Source organism: uncultured Mobiluncus sp., assembly GCF_902488535.1.
Lineage (GTDB): Bacteria > Actinomycetota > Actinomycetes > Actinomycetales > Actinomycetaceae > Mobiluncus.
The window spans coordinates 45,927-66,693 of record NZ_CABTWO010000011.1 but is presented as its reverse complement, the minus strand read 5'-3'; the positions used below and the strand labels follow the sequence as shown (position 1 = coordinate 66,693).

At 58.7% G+C, this 20,767-nt stretch carries 20 protein-coding genes; 15 read left to right on the top strand and 5 right to left on the bottom strand.

Annotated elements, in window-relative coordinates; translation table 11 throughout:
• The first annotated feature begins 9 nt into the window (after positions 1-9).
• The 14 genes from RDL66_RS05375 to RDL66_RS05310 all read left to right on the top strand — a co-directional run bounded on the left by RDL66_RS05375 (position 10) and on the right by RDL66_RS05310 (position 13,899).
• Positions 10-978: a copper transporter gene (locus RDL66_RS05375; protein ID WP_308535744.1), complete on the top strand. Its 969-nt coding sequence runs from the start codon at positions 10-12 to the stop codon at positions 976-978.
• A 42-nt stretch (positions 979-1,020) separates the two neighbouring features.
• Positions 1,021-1,770, top strand: a complete 750-nt coding sequence (locus RDL66_RS05370) for a beta-carotene 15,15'-monooxygenase (RefSeq protein ID WP_308535743.1) — start codon at positions 1,021-1,023, stop codon at positions 1,768-1,770.
• Positions 1,771-1,826: 56 nt separating this feature from the next.
• Positions 1,827-3,533: a lipid II flippase MurJ gene (gene murJ / locus RDL66_RS05365; protein WP_308535741.1), complete on the top strand. Its 1,707-nt coding sequence runs from the start codon at positions 1,827-1,829 to the stop codon at positions 3,531-3,533.
• Positions 3,530-4,789 carry a glycosyltransferase family 4 protein gene (locus RDL66_RS05360; RefSeq protein ID WP_308535739.1) on the top strand — a complete coding sequence of 420 codons (1,260 nt, stop codon included), beginning with the start codon at positions 3,530-3,532 and terminating at the stop codon, positions 4,787-4,789. The genes murJ and RDL66_RS05360 overlap by 4 nt, the downstream gene beginning before the upstream one ends.
• The gene (locus RDL66_RS05355; protein WP_308535738.1) at positions 4,786-5,466 is read left to right on the top strand and encodes an NUDIX hydrolase; all 681 of its coding nucleotides are present in this window, start codon (positions 4,786-4,788) and stop codon (positions 5,464-5,466) included. The genes RDL66_RS05360 and RDL66_RS05355 overlap by 4 nt, the downstream gene beginning before the upstream one ends.
• Before the next feature lie 229 nt (positions 5,467-5,695).
• Positions 5,696-6,427, top strand: coding sequence for a metalloregulator ArsR/SmtB family transcription factor (locus RDL66_RS05350; RefSeq protein WP_299294408.1), 732 nt, complete (start codon positions 5,696-5,698; stop codon positions 6,425-6,427).
• 84 nt (positions 6,428-6,511) lie between these two features.
• Complete coding sequence (gene sufB, locus RDL66_RS05345; RefSeq protein ID WP_308535736.1) at positions 6,512-7,957, top strand: Fe-S cluster assembly protein SufB; 1,446 nt, start codon at positions 6,512-6,514, stop codon at positions 7,955-7,957.
• Positions 7,958-9,127: a SufD family Fe-S cluster assembly protein gene (locus RDL66_RS05340; RefSeq protein ID WP_308535734.1), complete on the top strand. Its 1,170-nt coding sequence runs from the start codon at positions 7,958-7,960 to the stop codon at positions 9,125-9,127.
• A complete protein-coding gene (locus RDL66_RS05335) occupies positions 9,124-9,435 on the top strand; it encodes a Rieske 2Fe-2S domain-containing protein (protein WP_308535733.1) in 312 nt (103 codons plus the stop codon). The genes RDL66_RS05340 and RDL66_RS05335 overlap by 4 nt, the downstream gene beginning before the upstream one ends.
• Positions 9,436-9,501: 66 nt before the next feature.
• On the top strand, positions 9,502-10,266 hold the full coding sequence (sufC, locus tag RDL66_RS05330; RefSeq protein ID WP_308535731.1) for a Fe-S cluster assembly ATPase SufC: 765 nt from the start codon (positions 9,502-9,504) through the stop codon (positions 10,264-10,266).
• A gap of 33 nt (positions 10,267-10,299) precedes the next feature.
• Positions 10,300-11,604 (top strand): SufS family cysteine desulfurase, encoded by a 1,305-nt coding sequence (locus RDL66_RS05325; protein ID WP_308535729.1) that lies wholly within the window; start codon positions 10,300-10,302, stop codon positions 11,602-11,604.
• Between the two features lie 19 nt (positions 11,605-11,623).
• A complete protein-coding gene (gene sufU / locus RDL66_RS05320) occupies positions 11,624-12,178 on the top strand; it encodes a Fe-S cluster assembly sulfur transfer protein SufU (RefSeq protein ID WP_308535727.1) in 555 nt (184 codons plus the stop codon).
• Positions 12,171-12,647: a metal-sulfur cluster assembly factor gene (locus tag RDL66_RS05315; RefSeq protein ID WP_308535726.1), complete on the top strand. Its 477-nt coding sequence runs from the start codon at positions 12,171-12,173 to the stop codon at positions 12,645-12,647. The genes sufU and RDL66_RS05315 overlap by 8 nt, the downstream gene beginning before the upstream one ends.
• A gap of 139 nt (positions 12,648-12,786) precedes the next feature.
• Entirely contained in the window at positions 12,787-13,899 is a 1,113-nt protein-coding gene (locus RDL66_RS05310; protein ID WP_308535725.1) for an NADH:flavin oxidoreductase/NADH oxidase, read from the top strand.
• A 54-nt stretch (positions 13,900-13,953) separates the two neighbouring features.
• Here the strand turns inward: RDL66_RS05310 and RDL66_RS05305 are convergent, their stop codons facing one another.
• Positions 13,954-14,721, bottom strand: coding sequence for a hypothetical protein (locus RDL66_RS05305; protein ID WP_308535723.1), 768 nt, complete (start codon positions 14,719-14,721; stop codon positions 13,954-13,956).
• A 64-nt stretch (positions 14,722-14,785) separates the two neighbouring features.
• Complete coding sequence (locus RDL66_RS05300) at positions 14,786-16,396, bottom strand: ABC-F family ATP-binding cassette domain-containing protein (protein ID WP_297721641.1); 1,611 nt, start codon at positions 16,394-16,396, stop codon at positions 14,786-14,788.
• Positions 16,397-16,587: 191 nt separating this feature from the next.
• Here RDL66_RS05300 and RDL66_RS05295 point away from each other — a divergent pair, with 191 nt between their 5' ends.
• Entirely contained in the window at positions 16,588-17,310 is a 723-nt protein-coding gene (locus RDL66_RS05295) for a PspA/IM30 family protein (protein ID WP_308535721.1), read from the top strand.
• A gap of 61 nt (positions 17,311-17,371) precedes the next feature.
• Here RDL66_RS05295 and RDL66_RS05290 read toward each other — a convergent pair whose 3' ends face one another.
• The 3 genes from RDL66_RS05290 to RDL66_RS05280 all read right to left on the bottom strand — a co-directional run bounded on the left by RDL66_RS05290 (position 17,372) and on the right by RDL66_RS05280 (position 20,760).
• Entirely contained in the window at positions 17,372-17,782 is a 411-nt protein-coding gene (locus RDL66_RS05290) for a hypothetical protein (protein ID WP_308535719.1), read from the bottom strand.
• Between the two features lie 129 nt (positions 17,783-17,911).
• Positions 17,912-19,201, bottom strand: coding sequence for an exopolyphosphatase (locus tag RDL66_RS05285; RefSeq protein WP_308535717.1), 1,290 nt, complete (start codon positions 19,199-19,201; stop codon positions 17,912-17,914).
• 11 nt (positions 19,202-19,212) lie between these two features.
• Entirely contained in the window at positions 19,213-20,760 is a 1,548-nt protein-coding gene (locus RDL66_RS05280; protein ID WP_308535716.1) for a hypothetical protein, read from the bottom strand.
• Positions 20,761-20,767: the final 7 nt, after the last annotated feature.

Genomic DNA, 20,767 nt, shown 5'->3' with positions numbered 1-20,767 from the left:
AGAAAACTTATGATTGATTTTCGGTATCACCTGGTTTCCCTGGTGGCGGTTTTCTTGGCTCTGGCGGTGGGGATTATCCTCGGCGCCGGGCCGCTGGCCGATCCCATCGGGGATACTTTGACGGGTCAAGTCGATAAGCTCCGTGAAGATCGCAATCAGCTCAATGAGCAACTGACTGAGGCCCAGTCTCAAATCAATGTGCAAGACCAGACCATAGAACAGTTCGCGCCGCGGATATTTAACGGATTCCTGCAAGGTACGGGGGTTGCCCTGGTGGTGCTGCCCGATGCTGAGGCCGAAGACGTGAAAGCCGTGAGCGAAATCGTTACCGCGGCGGGCGGTACCGTCAACGCTCAGATTAACTTGCAAGACAACTTTTTCTCCCCCGCGAAACAGGCTTACCGGGAGGCGCTTTCCGGTCAAATCAGGCAGTATTTGAGCGATGCCACCCGCGCTACTACTCCGGAATCTACTCTGGCTGCCGCTGTCGGTCAGCTGATTTTCACCGGCCAAAACGATTCGCTCTCGGGAATCCTGACAGTGGAAGAAACCCCCCTCATTCAGGTCGCTAACCCGGCGTCCCAGCCGGCTCGCGCCGCGATTATCGTGGGTCCCGGCCCGCTGGAGCCACAGAACGAGAAACAGCTGAAAGCGTTGGAAAAACGAACGAATAACCTCATCGAGTTCGCCCAAACCCTGAACACGTTCGCCTCGGGCGTGGTTCTTTACGGTTCGGCACAGGGAGAGAACGACCTGTTGACCAAGGTGCGTTCGGAAGGAAACCCCGTTCCCACGGTGGATAGCATCGGCACGAAAACTTCCCTCTTGTCCCTACCTTTTGCTTTGGTGGCCCGCATGAATGGCACCTCCGGAGCCTGGGGGAGCGAACAGAAAGCCTCCGCACTGGTGCCGCCCTTTACGGAAGTTCCCGCTCCGCCCGCCCCGGCTGAGGCGCCCGCCGCACCGGCACCGCAGTGAGACTAGGTCAAGCAGCCCAGGAACTAAACCGGAAGGCGAGTTATGCAGATTAACTTCCAGCGCACGAATTTCCACGGCCGGAATGTGAGCCTGTGGGGCGGGGCTGCGGTCGGCGTCCTACTTCCGGCAGCTCAGATAATTACGGGACGGGGTAATTCTGCAGCGTTGCAGGTCGCTGTGGCCGCAGCTGGCAGCGGTGCGGCAGGGTTCTTTGACGATATGTCTGACAGCGACACCACCAATAAATCTACGAAAGGGCTACGCGGTCACATCGGGGCTTTGAAAGAGGGCCGGTTGAGCCCTGGCCTGGTTAAGATGCTGGCCCTGATGGCCACGGGAGCTGTGGCAGCCCGGCCCCGACGCGATGTTTGGGGCTGGCTGATTCAGGCCGGAGTCATTGCCGGAAGCGCGAACCTGATTAATCTGCTGGACTTGAGACCGGGGCGAGCCCTCAAGGTGGCGCTGCTAGGGGGCGCGGCCGGATTCTTGCCCGCCCGCAGCGGATGCTACTCCGCGCGTCGGCGGATAGCCGCAACGAACTGTGCTGTAATCGCCGCGGCCTTGCCCCTAGACCTGCGCGAAGTCACCATGCTGGGCGACACGGGCGCAAACGCGTTGGGAGCGGCCTTGGGCGCCACCTGGTCGCAAGGACGAACGACCCGCACCAACCTTGTGACCTTGGCTGCAATCGCCGCCCTGACCCTGGCCAGTGAAAAAATCAGTTTCTCGAAAGTCATCGAAAGCCACCCGGTGTTGAAAGCCGGGGACGACTGGGGGCGTCTGCCCGCGTAGAGGCCGCGCGAAAACGGCGCGTTACGAAAAACAGCTTGAAAGGTGAGTTGACGAATTTGAGGAAGCGTGAAAAAGCCGTCACGAACCCGGTAGCAGCCTTAGCGGGGGCTGCCGGGACCGTAGCGGTGATGACGCTCATCTCTAGGATTTTTGGTTTCGGACGTTGGTTGGCCCAAGCCACCTGGGTTGGGGCAGGCACGGTCGGCAATGCCTACGCTTCGGCGAACCAAATCCCCAACGTGATTTTTGAAGTCGTGGTCGGGGGCGCTTTGGCTTCCATCACCATTCCCCTGCTGGCTCAAGCCATTGCCGGCTCGCTGAAAGACGAAGTGAATCGTATCGCCTCGGCACTGTTTACCTGGACACTAACCCTGCTGGTTCCGCTGGGTTTGCTGGTGTTCGTAGCCGCCGAGCCCATCGCCGCGGTACTGCCCGTTTCGGTAGGGTCCGACGTCACCACCCAAAATGCGCTGACCGCGTATTTTCTGCGGGTCTTTGCTCTGCAGATTCCGCTCTATGGGATAGCCGTGGTGCTGGGAGGAATCCTGCAAGCCCACCATCGCTTTGCGTGGCCTGCCCTGATGCCGGCGTTTTCCTCCGTCATCACCATCGGCGCCTATGCCGCCTATGGTGCCTTGAGCGGCTCCGACCCGACCGAGTACACCGCTATTGCCGCCCTGGCGTGGGGAACCACCGCGGGGGTGCTAGTGCTGAGCGTTCCGCTTTTCGTTCCCGTCTGGAACGTGGGGGTGCGACTGAAGCTCGTGTGGAAAATGCCGCGGGAACAATTCCGGCAAGCCCTCACTTTGGGAGCCTACGGTATCGGAGCCCTGCTGGCTGCTCAAGGCTATATGCTCGCCACACTATTCCTGACCCGGTGGGGCGGGGTGGAAGGCACCATCAACGTTTTCCAGTATTCCCAAGCTATCTATCTGCTGCCCTACGCGCTGTTCACTTTTCCGGTGGCGACAGTCGTGTTCCCGCTGCTGACCAGGCGTTTCGCGGCGGGACAGACGGCAAAAGTGGGGGAGCTGGCCACCAGTTCCACTGCCTTGATTGCCGGTTTGTCTCTGTTGGGTGTCGCCGGTTTGATTGCGGTGGCGCCCGGTATGGCAGCGATTTTTGCGTGGAATCGGCCCATTCCGGGACTGGAAGTGGCAGTCGTGGCGATGGCTCCCGCCCTCGTGGGCTACGCTCTGCTCTATCACCTGTCACGAGTGTTTATCGCCGTCAACCGGGCACGGCATTCTTTTTTCGCAGCGTTGCTGGGGTGGGGGATAGCCGCCATAAGCGGGTGGTTGCTGATTCTCGTTTTGGCGCCTTCACGCGGTAACGGTGTCGCCACGCTCATCGCTTTGGGCGTTAGTAACGCTTTGGGCATGAGCGTGGCCGGGGCCTACCTGCTGATTATGTGGGGACGTCTCCACGTGGGTTCTCCGGTTCAGGTTTTGAAATCCCTGGTAGTTGCTGTTCCAGGAGCCGCCCTGGGCGGAGTTTTGGGACGCCTCGCCTATATGGGGGTCGCGACCCTAAACCTGCCTCTGGGAGTGCTGTGGGCCACCCTCGGGGCCGGTCTGGTGACGGTAGTCTGCGCCTTGCCGGGATTAAAAGTCATCGCCACGCCGTTTTGGAAACAAACTCGATCGGCTCGCCGCGCTCCCGAATCCGCACCAATGACCGGGGACCTTGGGCCAACCCCTTCCCTGCAGAATCCTCTCCCGGCAGAACCTCAAACACCACGTTTGGAAGAAGGCGAATCGTGAAAATAACCATGGTGATGGGCAAGGCCTCACACTCGATGGGAACTTTCGTAGCGTCGCTATCGAGCGCTTTGGCGGCGAAAGGCCACGATGTCCGAATTATTGCCGAGCCAACCAGCGCCAAGCTATATCGCCTTAAGAATGTTTTGCCGCTGTGGATTGTGAAACCGCGCAGACTGTTCCTGGTGGGTACGAATCTGCGGCGGTTGCGCCGGGCGCGAGACGTGTTCAAGGACTCTGATGTCATTCATGTTCACGGGCTGAAAGCGGCACTGTATGCCCTGGTACTGACCATGTTTATCCCCAATGCTCCGCCGCTGTTGGTGTCGCTTTACGAACTGAACGACGAACGCCGCGACACGTTCTGGCGGGGGATGTTCTTTCGGTGGATGGATAGCCGGGCTTCGCTCATCTCGGGCTCCTCGCTGCGCCTGACCGCAAAGATTGACCGGCAATCATCGGCGGACACCGACTCGGCAGTATCTTTCCTGGTCAGTCCCAGGGTAGAGAAACTCTTGCGAACCGGAATGCTCAATCGCAAGGAGCGGGTGGGCAACTGGGCCAAGCTGGCGGCGGCGGAACGGCTGCGCAACCGCGGTCAGCTGGTGTTGGGAATCGGTCCTATTGAGCAAGAGAAACGTTTTGATCGGTTTGTTCGCGCTATGCAGCGGGTGACCTATCCGGCCACCGGCGTGGTTATCGGGGACGGAGACCCCCAGCTGCTGGCGGGTCTGCGCTCTTACGGCACCGATGCGCAGGTTTCTTTCCTGGGGTGGCGCAAGTCCTTGGACACGTGGCTGCAAGCCGCGAGCGTGCTGCTCATTACTTCCGAATGGGAGTCGCGGGGCTTCATCGCCCAAGAAGCCATGAGCTTGGGTTTGCCGATTGTGTCTGCCCCGGTCGGAAAATTGCGCGATATTTTGTTGCCGGCAGGAGTAGCGGTAGAAAGTCAACAGGGTGAGAGCCTAATCGGAGGGGAACGAGACGCGGGAACGTCCAGTGAGATGGAACTGGGGATTGGCGGCCTTGTGGTGGACACGGAAGATGCTGACGCCACGGCTCAAGCCATTACGAAACTGCTGGCCAACCCCAGCATCTGGTATGAAAAACAAGAGTCTGCTCGGCATCGCGCCGCCACCTGGCCGACCACCGAGCAAGTCGCCAGCGAATGGCTGGGGTTTTATCGGCGCTCCCAAGCGGGCCAGGGCCAGCGAGAAAACCACAGCACCCCGGAACCGCAAACAGGAGAACACAAATGAGCGATACCTCCTCGCACTTAGAACCGTTGGAAGATAAACGTACCGAGTTTCCCGTGGTGGATTCTCGGGAAGTGTTTACGGGCAAGGTATTTTCCATGCTCACCGAGCAGGTTCGCTACGGTGATGGGGTGGCGATGCGGGATTTTGTGAAGCATCCGGGGGCGGTTGCCATCGTTCCGCTACGAGAAGGCTCGGCCAGCGCTTCGGGAGAGCCGGAAGTGCTGCTGATCAACCAGTATCGCCACCCGGTGGGCGCGACCCTGTGGGAGATTCCCGCGGGATTGCTGGACATTGCGGGGGAGGATCCGCTGCGGGCGGCGCAACGGGAGCTGGAGGAAGAAGCCGATTTACACGCGGCTCGCTGGGATGTGCTGGTGGACTATTTCACCACGCCGGGCGGGTCTTCCGAAGCTCTGCGCGTGTTCCTGGCCCGCGATTTGACACTGATTCCCGCTGTGGAGCGCAGTTTTCAGCGTGAAGCCGAAGAAGCGTTTATGACGCGGCGCTGGGTGGGGTTGCGTCAGGCGGTGGCGGCGATTTTCGCGGGACAGATACATAATCCTTCCGCGGTTGTCGGAGTGTTGGCCACCGCGCTGGCTCTAGGGCTACCCGGCGTTTCCCCGGTTTCTTTGCGTCCGGTGTCGGCCCCGTGGTTTCGGAAGACCTATCAGAATTAGACCCGCCGCCAGTCCGCTGTGCTGCCGTTGTTTGGAGCTCCAGCCGAACGCCGCTGATTTAGCCCGGCTCGGAAGAACGATTCTTGACACACTCACGTTGCACAAATTTCTCAATAAAACCGCAGTTTGGCGTATTTTTGCGGGTTTTAAGCAATGACTAGCTTGGGAAAATATGCTAGATTTAGGAAAGTCATTGTTGATGTAAAGATTTTGATGAAAGGGGAACGGGATGCCAGCAATCGTGGATGATCAGGGCACCCGTCAAGTCGTTCTGGACCTAATCATCGAAAAAGGCCCCATTACTGCTTCTGTCCTGGCTAACATCCTCAAACTCACCCCGGCGGCAGTTCGCCGCCACCTCATCTATCTGGAGGACAGCGGGCAAATCGAGAACCTCGAATCGACCGGGAAGATTCGCGGCCGCGGGCGTCCGGCACGTCACTATGTGGCAACCGACGCCGGGCGCGCCACGTTGCCGGATGGTTATTCACAGATGGCGAATAAAGCGCTGGACTACCTGCAACAGGTTGCCGGTGACCAGGCTATCGAAGATTTTGCGAACCGACATTCGCGGGAAGTCGAACGCCGTTATGCTCCGGTGGTGCATGCCGCCGGAGACGACCCACAAGCCCGGGTCGTGGCTTTGGCAGATGCGTTGGCGCAGGACGGCTATGCCGCAACTGTCCGGCAAACCGCGCATGGGCTGGCGCTGCAGCTGTGCCAAGGATCGTGCCCGGTACAGGACGTGGCCAAGTCCTATCCGAAACTGTGTGAGGCAGAAACACAAGCCTTTTCCCGGCTGCTCGACACCCATGTGCAACGTCTCGCTACGCTCGCTGAGGGCGATCATGCCTGCACCACCAGCGTGCCGCTAACTCTGCGTAAGAATGGGGCCATGAGCAGCATTAATGTGTTGAGCGCGGCGAAGGCCAGTGGGAAGTCGGGAGGAACAAAAAAGTGAAGACGCCCCCTGGTGACTTCTGACAACATAAAGCCCCGAACGGGCTACCCAGACTTAGAGAAAAACTCGAATGAAAGGACAGAGATGAGCGATGCTCTGACTGAGTCAGATCAGAAAAAGCGCGCGGATGATGAGATTATTGAGTCTATTTCCGATAAGTACGAATTTGGCTGGCATGACTCCGATGCTGCCGGACAAGCCGCGAAACGCGGCTTGGATGAGGACGTGGTGCGCTACATCTCCCAGATGAAGGATGAGCCGGAATGGATGTTGAAACTGAGGCTGAAAGCCCTCAAGATTTTTCAGCGCAAGCCCATCCCAAACTGGGGTCCTGATTTGAACTTCCTGGACTTTGACGAGTTCAAGTACTTCGTGCGGGCCGCCGATAAGGTCGCTCAATCCTGGGACGACCTGCCCGAGGACATCAAACTCACCTACGACCGCTTGGGAATTCCCGAAGCAGAGCGCCAGCGCCTGGTGGACGGGGTGGCCGCCCAGTATGAGTCGGAAGTCGTCTACCACCAAATCCGCGAAGACCTCGAGAAACAGGGCGTCATCTTCCTTGACACCGATACGGGGTTGAAAGAATACCCCGAGCTGTTCCAGGAGTACTTTGGGCGGGCCGTACCGGCGGGGGACAATAAATTCGCCGCGCTGAACACGGCCGTGTGGTCCGGCGGTTCGTTTATCTACGTTCCCAAGGGAGTGCAGTGTACGGTTCCCCTGCAGGCCTACTTCCGCATCAACACCGAGAGCATGGGGCAATTCGAGCGGACCCTAATCATCGCTGACGAAGGCTCCTACGTGCACTACGTGGAAGGCTGTACCGCCCCGATTTACCAGTCGGATTCCCTGCACGCCGCCATCGTGGAAATCTTTGTGAAAAAGAACGCCCGGGTGCGCTACACAACCATCCAAAACTGGTCGAATAACGTGTTGAACCTGGTGACCCAACGTGCCTTCTGCGAGGAAGGCGCCACGATGGAATGGATTGACGGCAACATCGGCTCGCGCATCAACATGAAGTATCCCTCGGTGTACCTGCTGGGGGAGCACGCTCACGGTGAGACGCTGTCCATCGCTTTTGCGGGCAAGGGGCAGCATCAGGACACCGGCTCAAAAATGCTGCACCGGGCACCACACACGTCCTCGCACATTGTCAGCAAATCTATCTCGCGGCAAGGCGGACGTTCGTCATACCGAGGCTTGGTAGACATTGCCGAAAACGCCACCGGTTCGAAGTCCAACGTGCTGTGCGATGCCCTGCTGGTCGATACCATTTCCCGCTCCGACACCTATCCTTATGTGGACGTGCGCAATGACGAGGTCGAAATGGGTCACGAGGCAACCGTTTCTAAAGTATCCGAGGATCAACTGTTTTACCTGATGAGCCGGGGTCTCACCGAGACGGAAGCAATGGCGACCATCGTGCGCGGTTTCGTCGAGCCCATCGCCAAGGAACTGCCGATGGAATACGCCTTAGAGCTGAATCGACTTATCGAACTGCAGATGGAAGGGTCGGTGGGCTAAATGACTGAAGTAACTGTGCCAACAGGCGGCGCGCTGGCCGCTCCGACCCCGACCCGGGTGACCTCCACCTCCGTGGGGGATTTTCCGGTGCCGACCGGGCGGGAAGAGGCCTGGCGCTTCACCCCGTTATCGCGGTTCGCCGGTTTGCTGGAAGAATCTCTCAATGGCGGTGGCGCCAAGTTTGCGGTGGACGGCACGGCTTTGCGTGCCGACGAACCAGTACAGCCCGAGGCGGGGCTGACTCTGCAGCTGTCTGCGGTGGTGGGGCTGTCCCCCCTGGCCGGAGCCCCTTTCGACCGCGCTGGGGCCGTAGGGTGGAGCAATATATCCCAAACCCTCGATGTGGCGGTTACGGGTGCGGTGAGTCGACCGGTCTGGATTGACGTCACCGCCGATGGGCCAGACACGGTCGGTCACGTGCGGATACACGCCGAAAAAGCGACCCAGGCCACCATCGTGCTGCGTCATCGCGGCGGCGGCTCTCTAAACGAGACTTTGGAAGTAAAAGCGGAGCCGGACGCGAAACTGAACGTGGTCAGCTTGCAAGCCTGGGACGACACCGCGGTGCATATGGCGACCCAACAGATGACTTTGGGCCTGAACGCTAGCGTGAAACACGCCAACGTCACCTTGGGAGGGGACTCAGTGCGCATCGCTATGGGAGTGAATCTGCCCTCAGAACGCAGCGATTTGAACCTGCTGGGGCTGTACTTTACCAACGCGGGAAAGCATCAGGAACACCGGCTGTTTATCGAGCACACGGGGCAAAAATCGAAATCCCGTGTGACCTACAAAGGTGCTTTGCAAGGCCAGGAGGCACGAGCCGTGTGGGTTGGTGACGTTGGTATCGGGCCGCAGGCTTTCGGGACGGATTCCTACGAACTGAACCGAAACCTGGTGCTGGGCAAGGGGCCTCGCGTAGATTCCGTGCCGAACCTAGAGATTCACAACGGTGAAATCGAAGGTGCCGGACACGCTTCGGCCACCGGCAGATTTGACGACGAACAGCTGTTCTACCTGCAAAGCCGTGGCATCGACGCGGTTAACGCGAAACGACTGGTGGTGCGCGCGTTCTATGCGGAACTATTGAATATGTTAGAAATACCGGAACTGACTGAATACGTATTGGAAACCGTGGATAGTCACCTGAGTGTAGGGAGTTTGCAATGAGTTTTATCAATGTTGCCAGTATCGATGAAATCGAGCCGGGAACCGGTAAAGAAGTTACTGTGGGAGACACCGAAATCGTGGTTTTACGCAGCGATGAGGGAGATTTCCATGCCATGGCGAAGGAATGTCCGCACGCCGGGTTCTCCATGGTGGACGGCATTATTGAGGATGGCTGCGTGGAGTGTGTCGCGCACGGGGCGCAGTTCGATTTGGAAACCGGTGAGCCGCAGTCGCCGGCGCACGACCCCCTTAAGATTTACCCCGTCCAAATTGCTGACGGTTTCGTAGCGGTGGATTTGAAAGCATAACAAAGCCCGTCTGAGCACGAAGCGTGCCGAACGGCTGGGAATGGAAAAAGGAAACAGGAGAAAACAGTGTCAGTGTTGGAAGTAAAGGATCTCAAAGCCCAGGTGGAGACCCCGGAGGGGCCGAAAAAGATTTTGAAAGGCGTAAACCTGACCATCAACTCCGGGGAAGTACACGCCATTATGGGGCCTAACGGTTCAGGCAAATCGACTTTGAGCTATGTCCTAGCGGGGCACCCGAAGTATGAGGTCACCGGCGGCGAAGCCCTGCTGGACGGCAAGAATATCCTGGAGATGGGTGTGGACGAGCGCGCTCGGGCGGGACTGTTCCTGGCGATGCAGTACCCGGTCGAGGTCCCCGGGGTAAGCGTGTCGAACTTCTTGCGTACTGCCAAAACCGCGGTGGCGGGGCAAGCTCCGGCGCTGCGCAAATGGATGAAAGAAGTCAACGGTGCTTTTGACGACTTTAAGATGGAGAAAGAATTTGCCAGCCGAGATCTGAATGCGGGCTTTTCCGGCGGGGAAAAGAAACGCCTGGAAATCCTGCAGATGCAGCTGTTGGCACCGCAGTTCGCGATTTTGGACGAAACAGATTCCGGTTTGGACATTGACGCTCTTAAGGTTGTTTCCGAGGGCATCAACCGGGTGCATGAGGCCGCCAATACCGGAATCCTGCTGATTACCCACTATTCCCGGATTTTGCGTTACGTCCACCCCGATTTTGTTCATGTTTTCGTGGACGGGCGCATCAGCAAAGAAGGCGGACCCGAACTGGCAGACGAACTCGAAGCTGAGGGCTACGACAAGTACCTGGGGGCTCCGACGGCTGCCTAAGGGCGGCGCGAGCGGCGAAGGGAAGGAGTTGTCATGGTAACAGGCCCGGCGGCGACAGATTTCAGCGCGGGGGAGCTTGTTCGGATTCGTGCGGATTTCCCGATTCTCAGTGTTTTGGGACGTGACGGTCAGCCCATCGACTACCTGGACTCGGGGGCAACCTCGCAAAAGCCGGCGGTCGTGTTGGACGCTCTTGACAACTTTTACCGCCGCCACAACGGGGCGGTGCACCGGGGCACTCACCAGCTCGGCGACGAAGCCACGGCCTTGTTCGAAGATGCCCGCCAGGACGTGGCGGACTTCTTGGGCGTGAGCGACCCCGAAGAAATCGTGTGGACCTCAGGAGCGACCGCAGCGCTGAACCTGGTGGCTTACGGGTTTGCCGCCGCCACTTGGGAACGCGCGGGCGGACCTTTTGCCTTGCAACCAGGCGATGAAATCGTGTTCACCAGGGCGGAACATCACGCTAACCTGGTGCCGTGGCAGCTGGTGGCCAAACGCACCGGAGCCGTCACGAAAGTCATCGAGCTGACTCCCGACGGGCGCCTGGACGTGAGCCGCCTGGAGGATGTCATTACGCCGCGCACGCGGGTCGTTGCCTTCACGCACCTGTCCAACGTGACGGGGGCGGTGACGGATATTGCGCCAATTATTGCCGCCGCCCGGGCAGTAGGGGCCATCGTCGTCATGGATACCTGCCAATCCAGCGCGCACCTGCCGCTCGATGTCGATGGGCTCGGGGTCGATTTCGCGTGTTTTTCCGCGCACAAGATGCTCGGCCCCACCGGGGTGGGAGCCCTGTGGGGGCGCCGTGAGCTGCTCGAACAGCTGCCGGTATTCCTCAGCGGTGGTTCCATGATTGAAAATGTAACGGTGGAGGAAACGACTTTCATGCCGGCTCCCTACCGCTTTGAAGCCGGCACGCAACCGGTCGCCCAGATTGTGGGGTGGGCCGCCGCGTGCAAATACTTGCAGGAGCTGGGAATGGAACGGGTCGCTGCCCACGAACAGGCCCTCACCGCTTACGCCCTGCCGAGGTTGGTGGAGATTCCCGGCGTAAAGTTGCTCGGTCCCACCGACATGACGCACCGCGCGGGGGTGTTGTCCTTTGAGATGAAGGGAATTCACCCTCATGACCTGGGACAATACTTGGATTCGCAAGGGGTAGCGGTGCGGGTCGGCCATCACTGCGCCATTCCGCTGCATCGGTTCTTTGGGGTGAACGCTTCCACGCGAGCCACGTTTAGCCCCACCACGACTATTGACGAGATTGACCGTTGGCTGCAAGCACTTCCCCAGGCCGCGAAGTTCTTTGGCGTCACGCCGGCGGATAGTTGAATACACAGAAGGAACACAAGTGAACGAACTGGAAAACCTGTATCAACAGCTCATCTTGGAGCAGTCTAAGGCTCGGCATGGCGCTGGCACCCTGCCCGGCTGGGCTGCCAGCTCCCACCAGGTCAATCCGACCTGCGGTGATGAGGTTACGCTGCAGGTGGAAGTGGCTGACGGAAAGCTGCGCAACCTGGTGTGGGACGGGCACGGTTGCTCGATTTCGCAGGCTTCCCTGTCGATGATGTGGGAGCTGGTGCAGGGCCAAGACTTGGAAACTGTGCACGGGCTGGAAAAGGATTTCAACGAGATGATGCATTCGCGAGGCCGGGGAGTGGACGAAGACTTGCTCGATCGCCTGGGTGATGCCTCCAGCTTGGAAGGGGTATCCCGTTATGTCAACCGTGTGAAATGCGCCCTGCTGGGGTGGATGGCTTTGAAAGATGCGCTGGCCCAAGCGGCAGCGACGGATGGAACCGGCGGCGGTACCCAGGCGGCGCCGCACTGTGACCCGAAAGTGATGAACCGGACTTGTGACCCTGAAAACCCTCTAAACAACAAAGGACAAACCCATGAGTGAAGAACCCTTGAGCAAAGAGCTATTGGACGAGTTGGGTACACCGAAGACCAGTGCGGCGGTGGAATCCGAGGTCAGTACCACACCAGCAGGGTCGGCAACCGTGGTTGACGGGATAGCGGCAGATGCCGTGGCGGAACCGGGAGCGGAACTTTCTGAACAGCAGCGTGCCTTGGTGGAAGAAATCGTGGAGTTACTGAAGGACGTTATTGACCCGGAACTGGGCATTAACATCGTGGATTTGGGGTTGCTTTACGGGCTGCACTTGGACGGAGACGACCTGGTTATTGATATGACCCTGACCTCCGCCGGCTGCCCATTGACAGATATGATTGAGCGCCAGTGCCGTTTCGTGCTGGAAGATTTGGTGAAAACCGTGTCTATCAACTGGGTGTGGCTGCCGCCGTGGGGCCCGGACAAAATCACCGAAGACGGCCGCGAGCAGCTGCGGGCCCTCGGTTTCAACGTGTGATTTATACACAGGCACCTAACTTGTCGTTATCTGGTTAGTAGTGCAAATCTGTGCAGTACACATCGTATTTGACGATTTTGGTACAGCTACCGAGATAACTTGCCCAAAAAGATGTCCCGGCTCTTGTTAGAATTACCCTATGTCCCACCTTTTTACGCCGTTTCGGCTGAAAAACCTCGAGACCCGGAACCGTTTGTGGATGCCGCCGATGTGTCAATTTACCGCCTCTTCCGAGGGACCATCCGCGGGTTGGCCTAACGATTGGCACGAAGTTCACTACGGAGCCAGGGCATCAGGCGGGGTGGGTGCCGTCATCGTGGAAGCGACCGCGGTGAGCCCGGAAGGACGCATCAGCCCTTTCGACTTAATGCTGGATCGGGACGAAAAAATCCCGGCTTTTGCCCGGTTGGCCACCCTCATCAAGGAAGGCGGCGCGGCTGCGGGCATCCAGATTTCTCACGCCGGCAGGAAGGCCTCCACGTCTCCTTCCGGCACGCCCCTGGCTCCCGAAGACTCCGACCTGGGAGGCATCGGCTGGCATACGATTGCGCCCAGCCCCATTCCGTTTACCTCCCGCCATGAGATTCCCCGCGAAATGAGTGTCGCGGATATTCACAAGACGCAAGCGGACTTCGTTTCCGCCATTCGCCGCGCTTTGGCGGCCGGTTTCGATTTTGTGGAACTTCACGGCGCCCACGGTTACCTGTTGAGCCAGTTCATTTCCCCGCTGACTAACCAACGCACCGATGCATACGGCGGGGATTTGCAGGGACGTTTCCGTTTTTGGCGTGAACTGGTCATGGCGATTCGCGAGGAGCTGGGGGGAAACTTCCCGCTCTTGATGCGGATTTCGGCGACGAACTGGGTTCCCAGCGGAGCTTTCGGGCTGCAACGTGACGTGACTATCGAGGACTGGGGTCGGATCGTCCAGGATCTGGCGGCTTTCGGGGTTGACTTTATTGACGTGTCCACCGGCGGACTGATTGACGGGGTGACGATTCCGCAAGCGCCGGGTTATCAGGTCAAATTTGCCACCGAGATTCAAGACCGTGGGCCCCTGCCCGTTTCGGCTGTCGGCATGATTACTGAACCGGCACAAGCTGAACAGATTTTGGTCAACGGTCAAGCCTCCGTGGTTCAGGTCGGCCGGCCGCTGCTGACTGACCCGTCGCTGCCCCTAGCCTGGGCGGCGCGCTTGGGTGACGAAGCCCCCATTCCTGAGCCTTACATCAACGGCACTCCGCGCAGCTAACGCCGCTAGCTTCAGGCAGGCCGCCGCCAAATCCTTTTGGCATTTCCTGGGGAGTTACTTTGCTTTCGCAATCAGAGCTTGACCCAGGTACGTCACAAATTTCTGCAATTCGGCGCGAGCCTCGTTGGCGTCCTTGACGGGGTTTTTGCCGTCAAAATATACCCGAATCTCCAAGTTACCGACCCGCTGAAACACCCCGACTTCGGTAGGGGCAATCTGGCCTTCACCGCGGTCCGTTCCGTAAGTCATCATCAAGCCATCTCGGGCTCCGTCAAGAGGATAATCCGCCGCCGCGGTGGTTTGATTCGAGCTGGCGCCTCCGGGAGCCGTCACCGCATAGGTGGGGCAGGCTTGAGCCAAATCCCGCTGGACTTTAATGGCTTTCTCAGCCTGCGCCACAGACGGGTAGGCCCGCAGTTGAGAGCGCACTACCGTAGCGTGATTGTTGAGGTTGGCTTGGGAAAAAGCCGCGGGGATTTCCGGTTTGTCAGTATAGGAGTCCATGAGTTTTTGCTGGCACATCGCGGGTTTGAACTCGGTCTCCCGCAGCAAATCCAACGCTTGATGATCCGCGGAGCGCATCGAAGCGGTCGTTTCTTCGTCATAGACTTTCAGGCTGTCGCCCTTAATCTTTAGTCCACCCAAAATAATGGCTAGGTTCGGGCCAGAAAACTGTTTCACCATCGTTGGAAGGGAATCTTTTTGCTTGAGGTAAGCACTGTCGGGGTTGTCCAGAGTCTGTTTCGTGCCAGCACATCCGCTCAACGCCGCGACAAGCAGCGCCGCCCCCAGTACGCTGGCGACTGTCTTTTGGTAACGCATCAGTTTTCCTCCCAAGTGTGTCTCAAACAGTTTACCGTTTCGTGTGGCGTTGAGAGACCACGGCTCAATCGACCTCAACGAGTTCCAGATAAGTTTCGTCCCACAGGTCCTCATCACCATCGGGCAGCAGCAGGACCCGTTGCGGGTCCAGCGCTTTCACCGCGCCCGGATCGTGGGTGACCAGGATAACCGCGCCCTCATAAGTGGCCAAGGAATTCAGGATTTCCTCCCGTGAGGCGGGGTCCAGGTTATTGGTCGGTTCGTCCAGCAGCAGCACGTTCGCCCCGCTCACCACCAACGTCGCCAAAGCTAGGCGCGTCTTTTCGCCACCGGACAGCACCGCGGTGGGCTTGTCGGCGTCCGCCCCGGAGAACAGGAACTGTCCCAGCAAGGAACGCACCTGAGTATCGTCAAGTTCCGGAGCGGCTTGGCGCAGATTCTCAACCACGGACAGGGAATCGTCCAGGGTCTCGTGTTCCTGGGCGTAATAGCCGAGCTTCAGTCCGTGACCGGCAACCACCCGTCCGGTGTCGCTGGTCTCCAGACCAGCCAAGATACGCAACATGGTCGTTTTTCCCGCGCCGTTGAACCCTAACACCACCACTTTTGAGCCGCGGTCGATAGCCAACGTCAGGTCGGTAAAAACTTCCAGGGAACCGTAGGTTTTGGAAATCCCCTCAGCAGCTAAGGGAACTTTCCCACAAGGCTGGGGCTGCGGGAAATCGAGTTTGGCGACTTTTTCTTTCGGGCCCTCCGCCTGGGTATTTTCCAGCAGCTGCGCGGCGCGGCGCAACATCTGTTGGGCCGCCACGGCCTTGGTGGCTTTCGCATGCAGACGTTCGCCTTGGGCTTGCAGGGCCGCGGCTTTCTTTTCCGCTACCGCCCGTTCCCGTTTCCGCCGCGCCTCGTCGTCCGCGCGGGCTTGCAGATAGGCTTTCCAGCCCATGTGGTACACGTCCAACGCGCCGCGCATCGCATCGAGGTACAAAACCTGATTCAGGGTTTCGTCCAAAAGTTTCACGTTGTGCGAGATAATCAGTACCCCGCCGGGAAACGAACGCAGGTAACTGCGCAGCCACACTATGGAGTCGTGGTCTAAGTGGTTGGTGGGCTCGTCCAGCAGCAGGGTGTCCGCCCCGGAAAACAGCACGCGCGCCAGCTCGACCCGACGGCGTTGCCCCCCGGAGAGCGTCCCCAAAGACTGACGTAACGTTTCGTTGGAAATCCCTAAGTTAGCGGCGATTTGTGCGGCCTCGGAAGCTGCCGCGTAGCCGCCGGACATATGAAACTCCTGATCCAGGCGCACATATTTTTCCATGGCCTTTTGCTGTTTTTCGCCGGTCTCACGGCTCATCGCCTCTTCTGCTTTGCGGATTCGGGCTTCGATGACATCGAGTCCGCGCACGCTCAAGATGTGGTCGCGCACGATCTGGTCAGGATCGACTTCCCGAGGATCTTGGGGAAGGTAACCCGGTGTGGTCGACCGGGACACGGTTCCCTCAACCTGAATCGCGTCGGGCAGCCCAGTACCGCTCAGCAGTCTCATCAGGGTGGTTTTACCGGCGCCATTGCGTCCCACCAAGCCGACCCGCATACCCTTGTTTACCTGGAACGAAGCGTGTTCCATCAGGACACGATCCGCAATACGCAAGGTGAGGTCAGTGGCAGTAATCACCCCAAGAGTTTAGTCGGAAAACTGCCAGAACCGAAAACCTGCCCACCCGGCCTTGTGACGTGAGATACAACCACCAAAATCCGTCTGGGGAACTATTCTCGGGACGAAAAATCACCCCAAAGGGTGAGTGCTGATGTCGGCTGGTGCGATAGCGTTAAAACGCACAAGCCGCTCGACTGGAAGGACAGAAAATGGCTGAAAAGCAATCTATTTTGGGGCGTATTGCCCAAATTACCAAGGCTAATATCAACGCGCTGCTGGACAAGGCAGAGGACCCCGAAAAGCTACTTGACCAGCTGGTACGTGATTACACCAATGAAATCGCGGAGGCTGAACAGGCGGTGGCGCAAACGATTGGGAATCTGCGTTTAGCGGAACGCGACCGCGATGAGGATCAGCAGGCCGCCACCGAGTGGGGGGCGAAAGCCGCGGCGGCTTCCCAAAAAGCCGATGAACTGCGAGCTGCCGGTAACGCGGCCGAAGCTGACAAGATGGACAACCTGGCGAAGGTTGCCATCACGAAACAGATTAGCTTTGAAAAGGAGGTCGAGGAAGCGGCTCCGATTATTGCTTCCCAGACCGCCACGGTGGATAAGCTCAAGTCCGGGCTGAACACGATGAAGATGCAGCTGGAGGACTTGAAATCGAAGCGGGACTCGTTGGTGGCTCGCTCTAAGACCGCGGCCACGCAAACCCAGGTGCAGCAGGCCGTGTCCAAGATTAACATTATGGATCCGACTTCCGAGCTGGGGCGTTTTGAGGAAAAGGTCCGCCGGGCCGAGGCCATGGCGGCCGGTCAGGCCGAGCTGGCAGGAGAGGGCGAATCCCTGGAGGAACAGTTCGCCGCCCTGGATGTGTCTGCGGCAGACGCGGAAGTGGCAGCGCGACTCAACGCTTTGAAGAATAACGGCTAGGGAGCTGACAAAGTTGTGGGGCTGGTTGGGTTACCAACCGGCCCCGCGCTGTTTTTATATCCTAGGAATTAAGCTGACTCAGACTCGGGGTTTTGCCACGAGCCAGTTTGGGCGCGAACCGTGCCAAGCTGTAGGCCGCGGCGGTGACGAGGGTCAGCGTTGCCATAATCAGCCCCACGGTTCCGGTCGCCACAATGCAAAGCGTGGAAAGGATCAGCGCCGGGAGGAGCCACCCTACAGAAAAACTGTGCTTAATGGAAACCGCGACGAAACCAAACGAAGCCAGCGCCAGGACTATCACGGCCAGCTGAGAGGGAAGGGGCACCGACGGATAGTAAATAGTGGTGTGTTCAGAGGGGTAAAATGTTTTGCCGCTCAGGTACATCTGCCATAGCGCGAACCCGGAGTGAGCTACGACTGCGAGACTGAGAAATATGGCAACAATTCGTTGAATAACCAAATTTGCTTTCATCGTTGCACCGCCTTCCAAAACACCGACAACTTAGTAATATTTTATCTTACGGTTCATATTAAAACCAGGGGTGCGGCCGTCTTTCCGGGGACACAAACCGCGCCTGTCATTGGCTTGCAGGGCGGGGGGCTATTTCCGGGTGCGTATCCACAGGCGGTCGAATTCCCAAGCGGAGAGTTCCGCGGCGACTTCGCCGTTGCGTTCCATGCCGTGGAGCAAATCCCCGGCTTCGCGCAGCAGCGAAAGCGCCCAGCGGATAGTGGTTTCCCGATCCGACCCGGCGGAATAAACCAGTTGAACAGCGCATTTTCGCAGGTAGCGAGCCCGCAAGAGAGGTTGTTCGCTGTATAAATCCGCGGCGCAGCCATAGAGCCCGGCGGCGCGGATACCCTGGAGGTCGCGCGCTGCCAAGTCCGCGGCGATGACCGTAAATTCTTGCTCCAGTTCCAGTTGATCGTGGCTTTGTGCCCAAGCCGCCACTTCCTCGGCGTATTCAATGCCTTTCTTGGCGCGTCCCATCCGCGCCAGCGAACGTGCCAGTATCGCTTTGATGCCGATACGGCGGGTCTCTCCCAGATTCAGCTGGTCAAAGAGTTGGAGGGTTTCGATGCCGTAGGCGATGACGTCCTGGTCCAGGTGCATTTCGGCGCTGAGCTCGGTGCGAGTGGCGCTCAGCAGGGCTCGTTGGAGCAACAGACCCTCCGATTTGGCCTGCTGGTATAGCTTTTTCGCCCGCTCCAGGGCCGCGGCGAGGTTTCCGCTGTCCTGATCTAGGTTCAGGCGAAACATTCCGATGGTCATGCGCGCACCTTGCACATCGGAAAATATCCCCAGGTTGCTTTCCAAATCGTCAAGGAAAAATTGCGCCTGTTCCTCGTGTCCCTGAGCCAGAAAGATTTTTGCTTGTAACAGCGCGGAATCCAGGCGAATTCGAGCGGTGCTGCTGGCCGCTTCGCCACGAAGGATTTGGGCAGCTCGTAAATCCCCTAGTTCCAGCAGGCTGGCTGCCAAAACAATCATCGATTCGGATTTTTCCAACGAATCGGGGACCCTGGTGAGGAATTTAATCAGCTGCGCCGCGGTCTCGGAAGCTTCCACCGGGGGAATCTGAGGCAACAGCAGGGCATGGGCTTGTACCAGAGCATAGGTGGCGCCCTGCAAGTCGTCTAGGTGGTGGCACCACACCGCGACTTGCTTCCAGGTGGAGGCCGCCGCGCCGTTTTCACCGCGGGCCACCAGCATGTCTGCCCAAAGACGCAAAATATTCAGATTTTCTGTCTCGCTGCGATTGGGGCTGGGGGCGAAAGGTTCGGCTAAGGGGAAAGACTGCAGAGCGTAGGCGAGTAGGCGCAAACTGACGGAATGGGACGCGGTGGCGTACTGGCTGGCCAAATCCGGCAGCAGCAGTGTGGAATCCATCCGATTGACCATTACGCATCGTCCTCCTGAGGCAAATCTGACGACAGCTGCGTGCTTTCGTCAGACATGACCGACGGCTGGGTGCCATCCTCGACTCCGGCCATCCAAGTGCGCAGCTCATTCCACTTGGCGAGTTCCGGGGCGGCGAGGCTACGTTCCCCCTCCGGGGTGGACATCAGCAGCGAGAGGGCCTCATCCATCAGGTCTTTCGCTAAGGATAGCGCGGTACGCACTTCGATGGAATTGGCATCCGGAGCCATCTCTAAGTGTTTCAGGGTTTCAGCTTCCAGTTTCGCGGCGGGGGTGTCTGTCGCGGGGGGGACTGCACAAGGTTCCTCGGGGAGCTTTTCGCGGGGAGGTTTCAGTCCGACGGTGGCCAAAATGGCTGCGGACTCTTTACGGAGGAAACGGGCTTGCAACGATATTTCGCCGCCGGTCAGCTCGGCGCAAAAACCGTAAAGGTTCGCGGCGCGAGCTTGGTCCCCGCTGATTCTGGCGGATTTCGCTCCCATCTCATAAAGCACAATGGCGGTATCCACATCCCCGTGCTCCCGCGCTCGAGTGCCGGCGATTTCGGCACAGTTGACTGCCTGGATATGACGCCCCAAACCAGCCAACCCTTGCACCAAGACAATGTCCAAGGTCCGCACCACCTCGTTGTTGATGCCGATATCGTGGGCTACGTCCAGAGCCCACGAAGCCAAGTCAACCACGATTTCCGGTTTGTTCAGTTCCACTAGGGAAGAAATCTGTTCCATCGCCGCGACCACTGCCATATAGGGCAGGTCATAGTCGCGGCACAGGTCGGTGACAATCCGCAGGTGGTTGGCGGCGTCCACGTGACGGCCAATGGCTCGATACCAGGTCCCCAGGAACTCGCGCACCTCGACTTGCAGAGCCAGGGGATCCTCGGAATCGCGTCCTAAGATAAGCTCACCGAACTCCAAGGCCTCATCAATCTGCCCGCTGCAGGCCAACAACACCGCGTCAGCCAAATCCAACCGTGCCTTTAAAGATTCTTTTTCGGGACAGATGACCCGAGCTTGATCCAGAGTTTCCCGCCCATCGGCGTTGGCACCGATGAGGGCGAAACCGTGAACCAGGTGGGCGAGGGTAGCGGTGGTCAAATCCGGGTTTTGCGCCATAGCGGTGGGATTATCCAACAGCAGATCCACGATGTCACGCAAATCCTGACGAATCGCCCCCACGAAAGGCGAACCGTGTTCGGTGTCGTCATCGAGACGGAAAGACCGGTCCACGTGCAGCTGCGCGAGTGCCGCCGCTTGAGACACAATATCGCCAGCCCCCGCGGCTTGGGTGGCGGCGAACTTAAAGATGGCGCGGCAGGCGCTGACGTCTCCCAAAGCGTCCAAAATGGTGGCCCGGAGCCGCAGGAACGAAATAGCGTGGTGGGGAGCCACCGCACTCAATGGAGCGTTGGGAAAAGCTTGCAGCATTCGGTCGGCGAGACGCCACGCATAAGAGCCGGTGGCATCCGTGTACGCTTCACACAGCTCATCCAGAGTATCTGGAACGGGAGGAAGAATGAAACGCTGCATGAGGAAA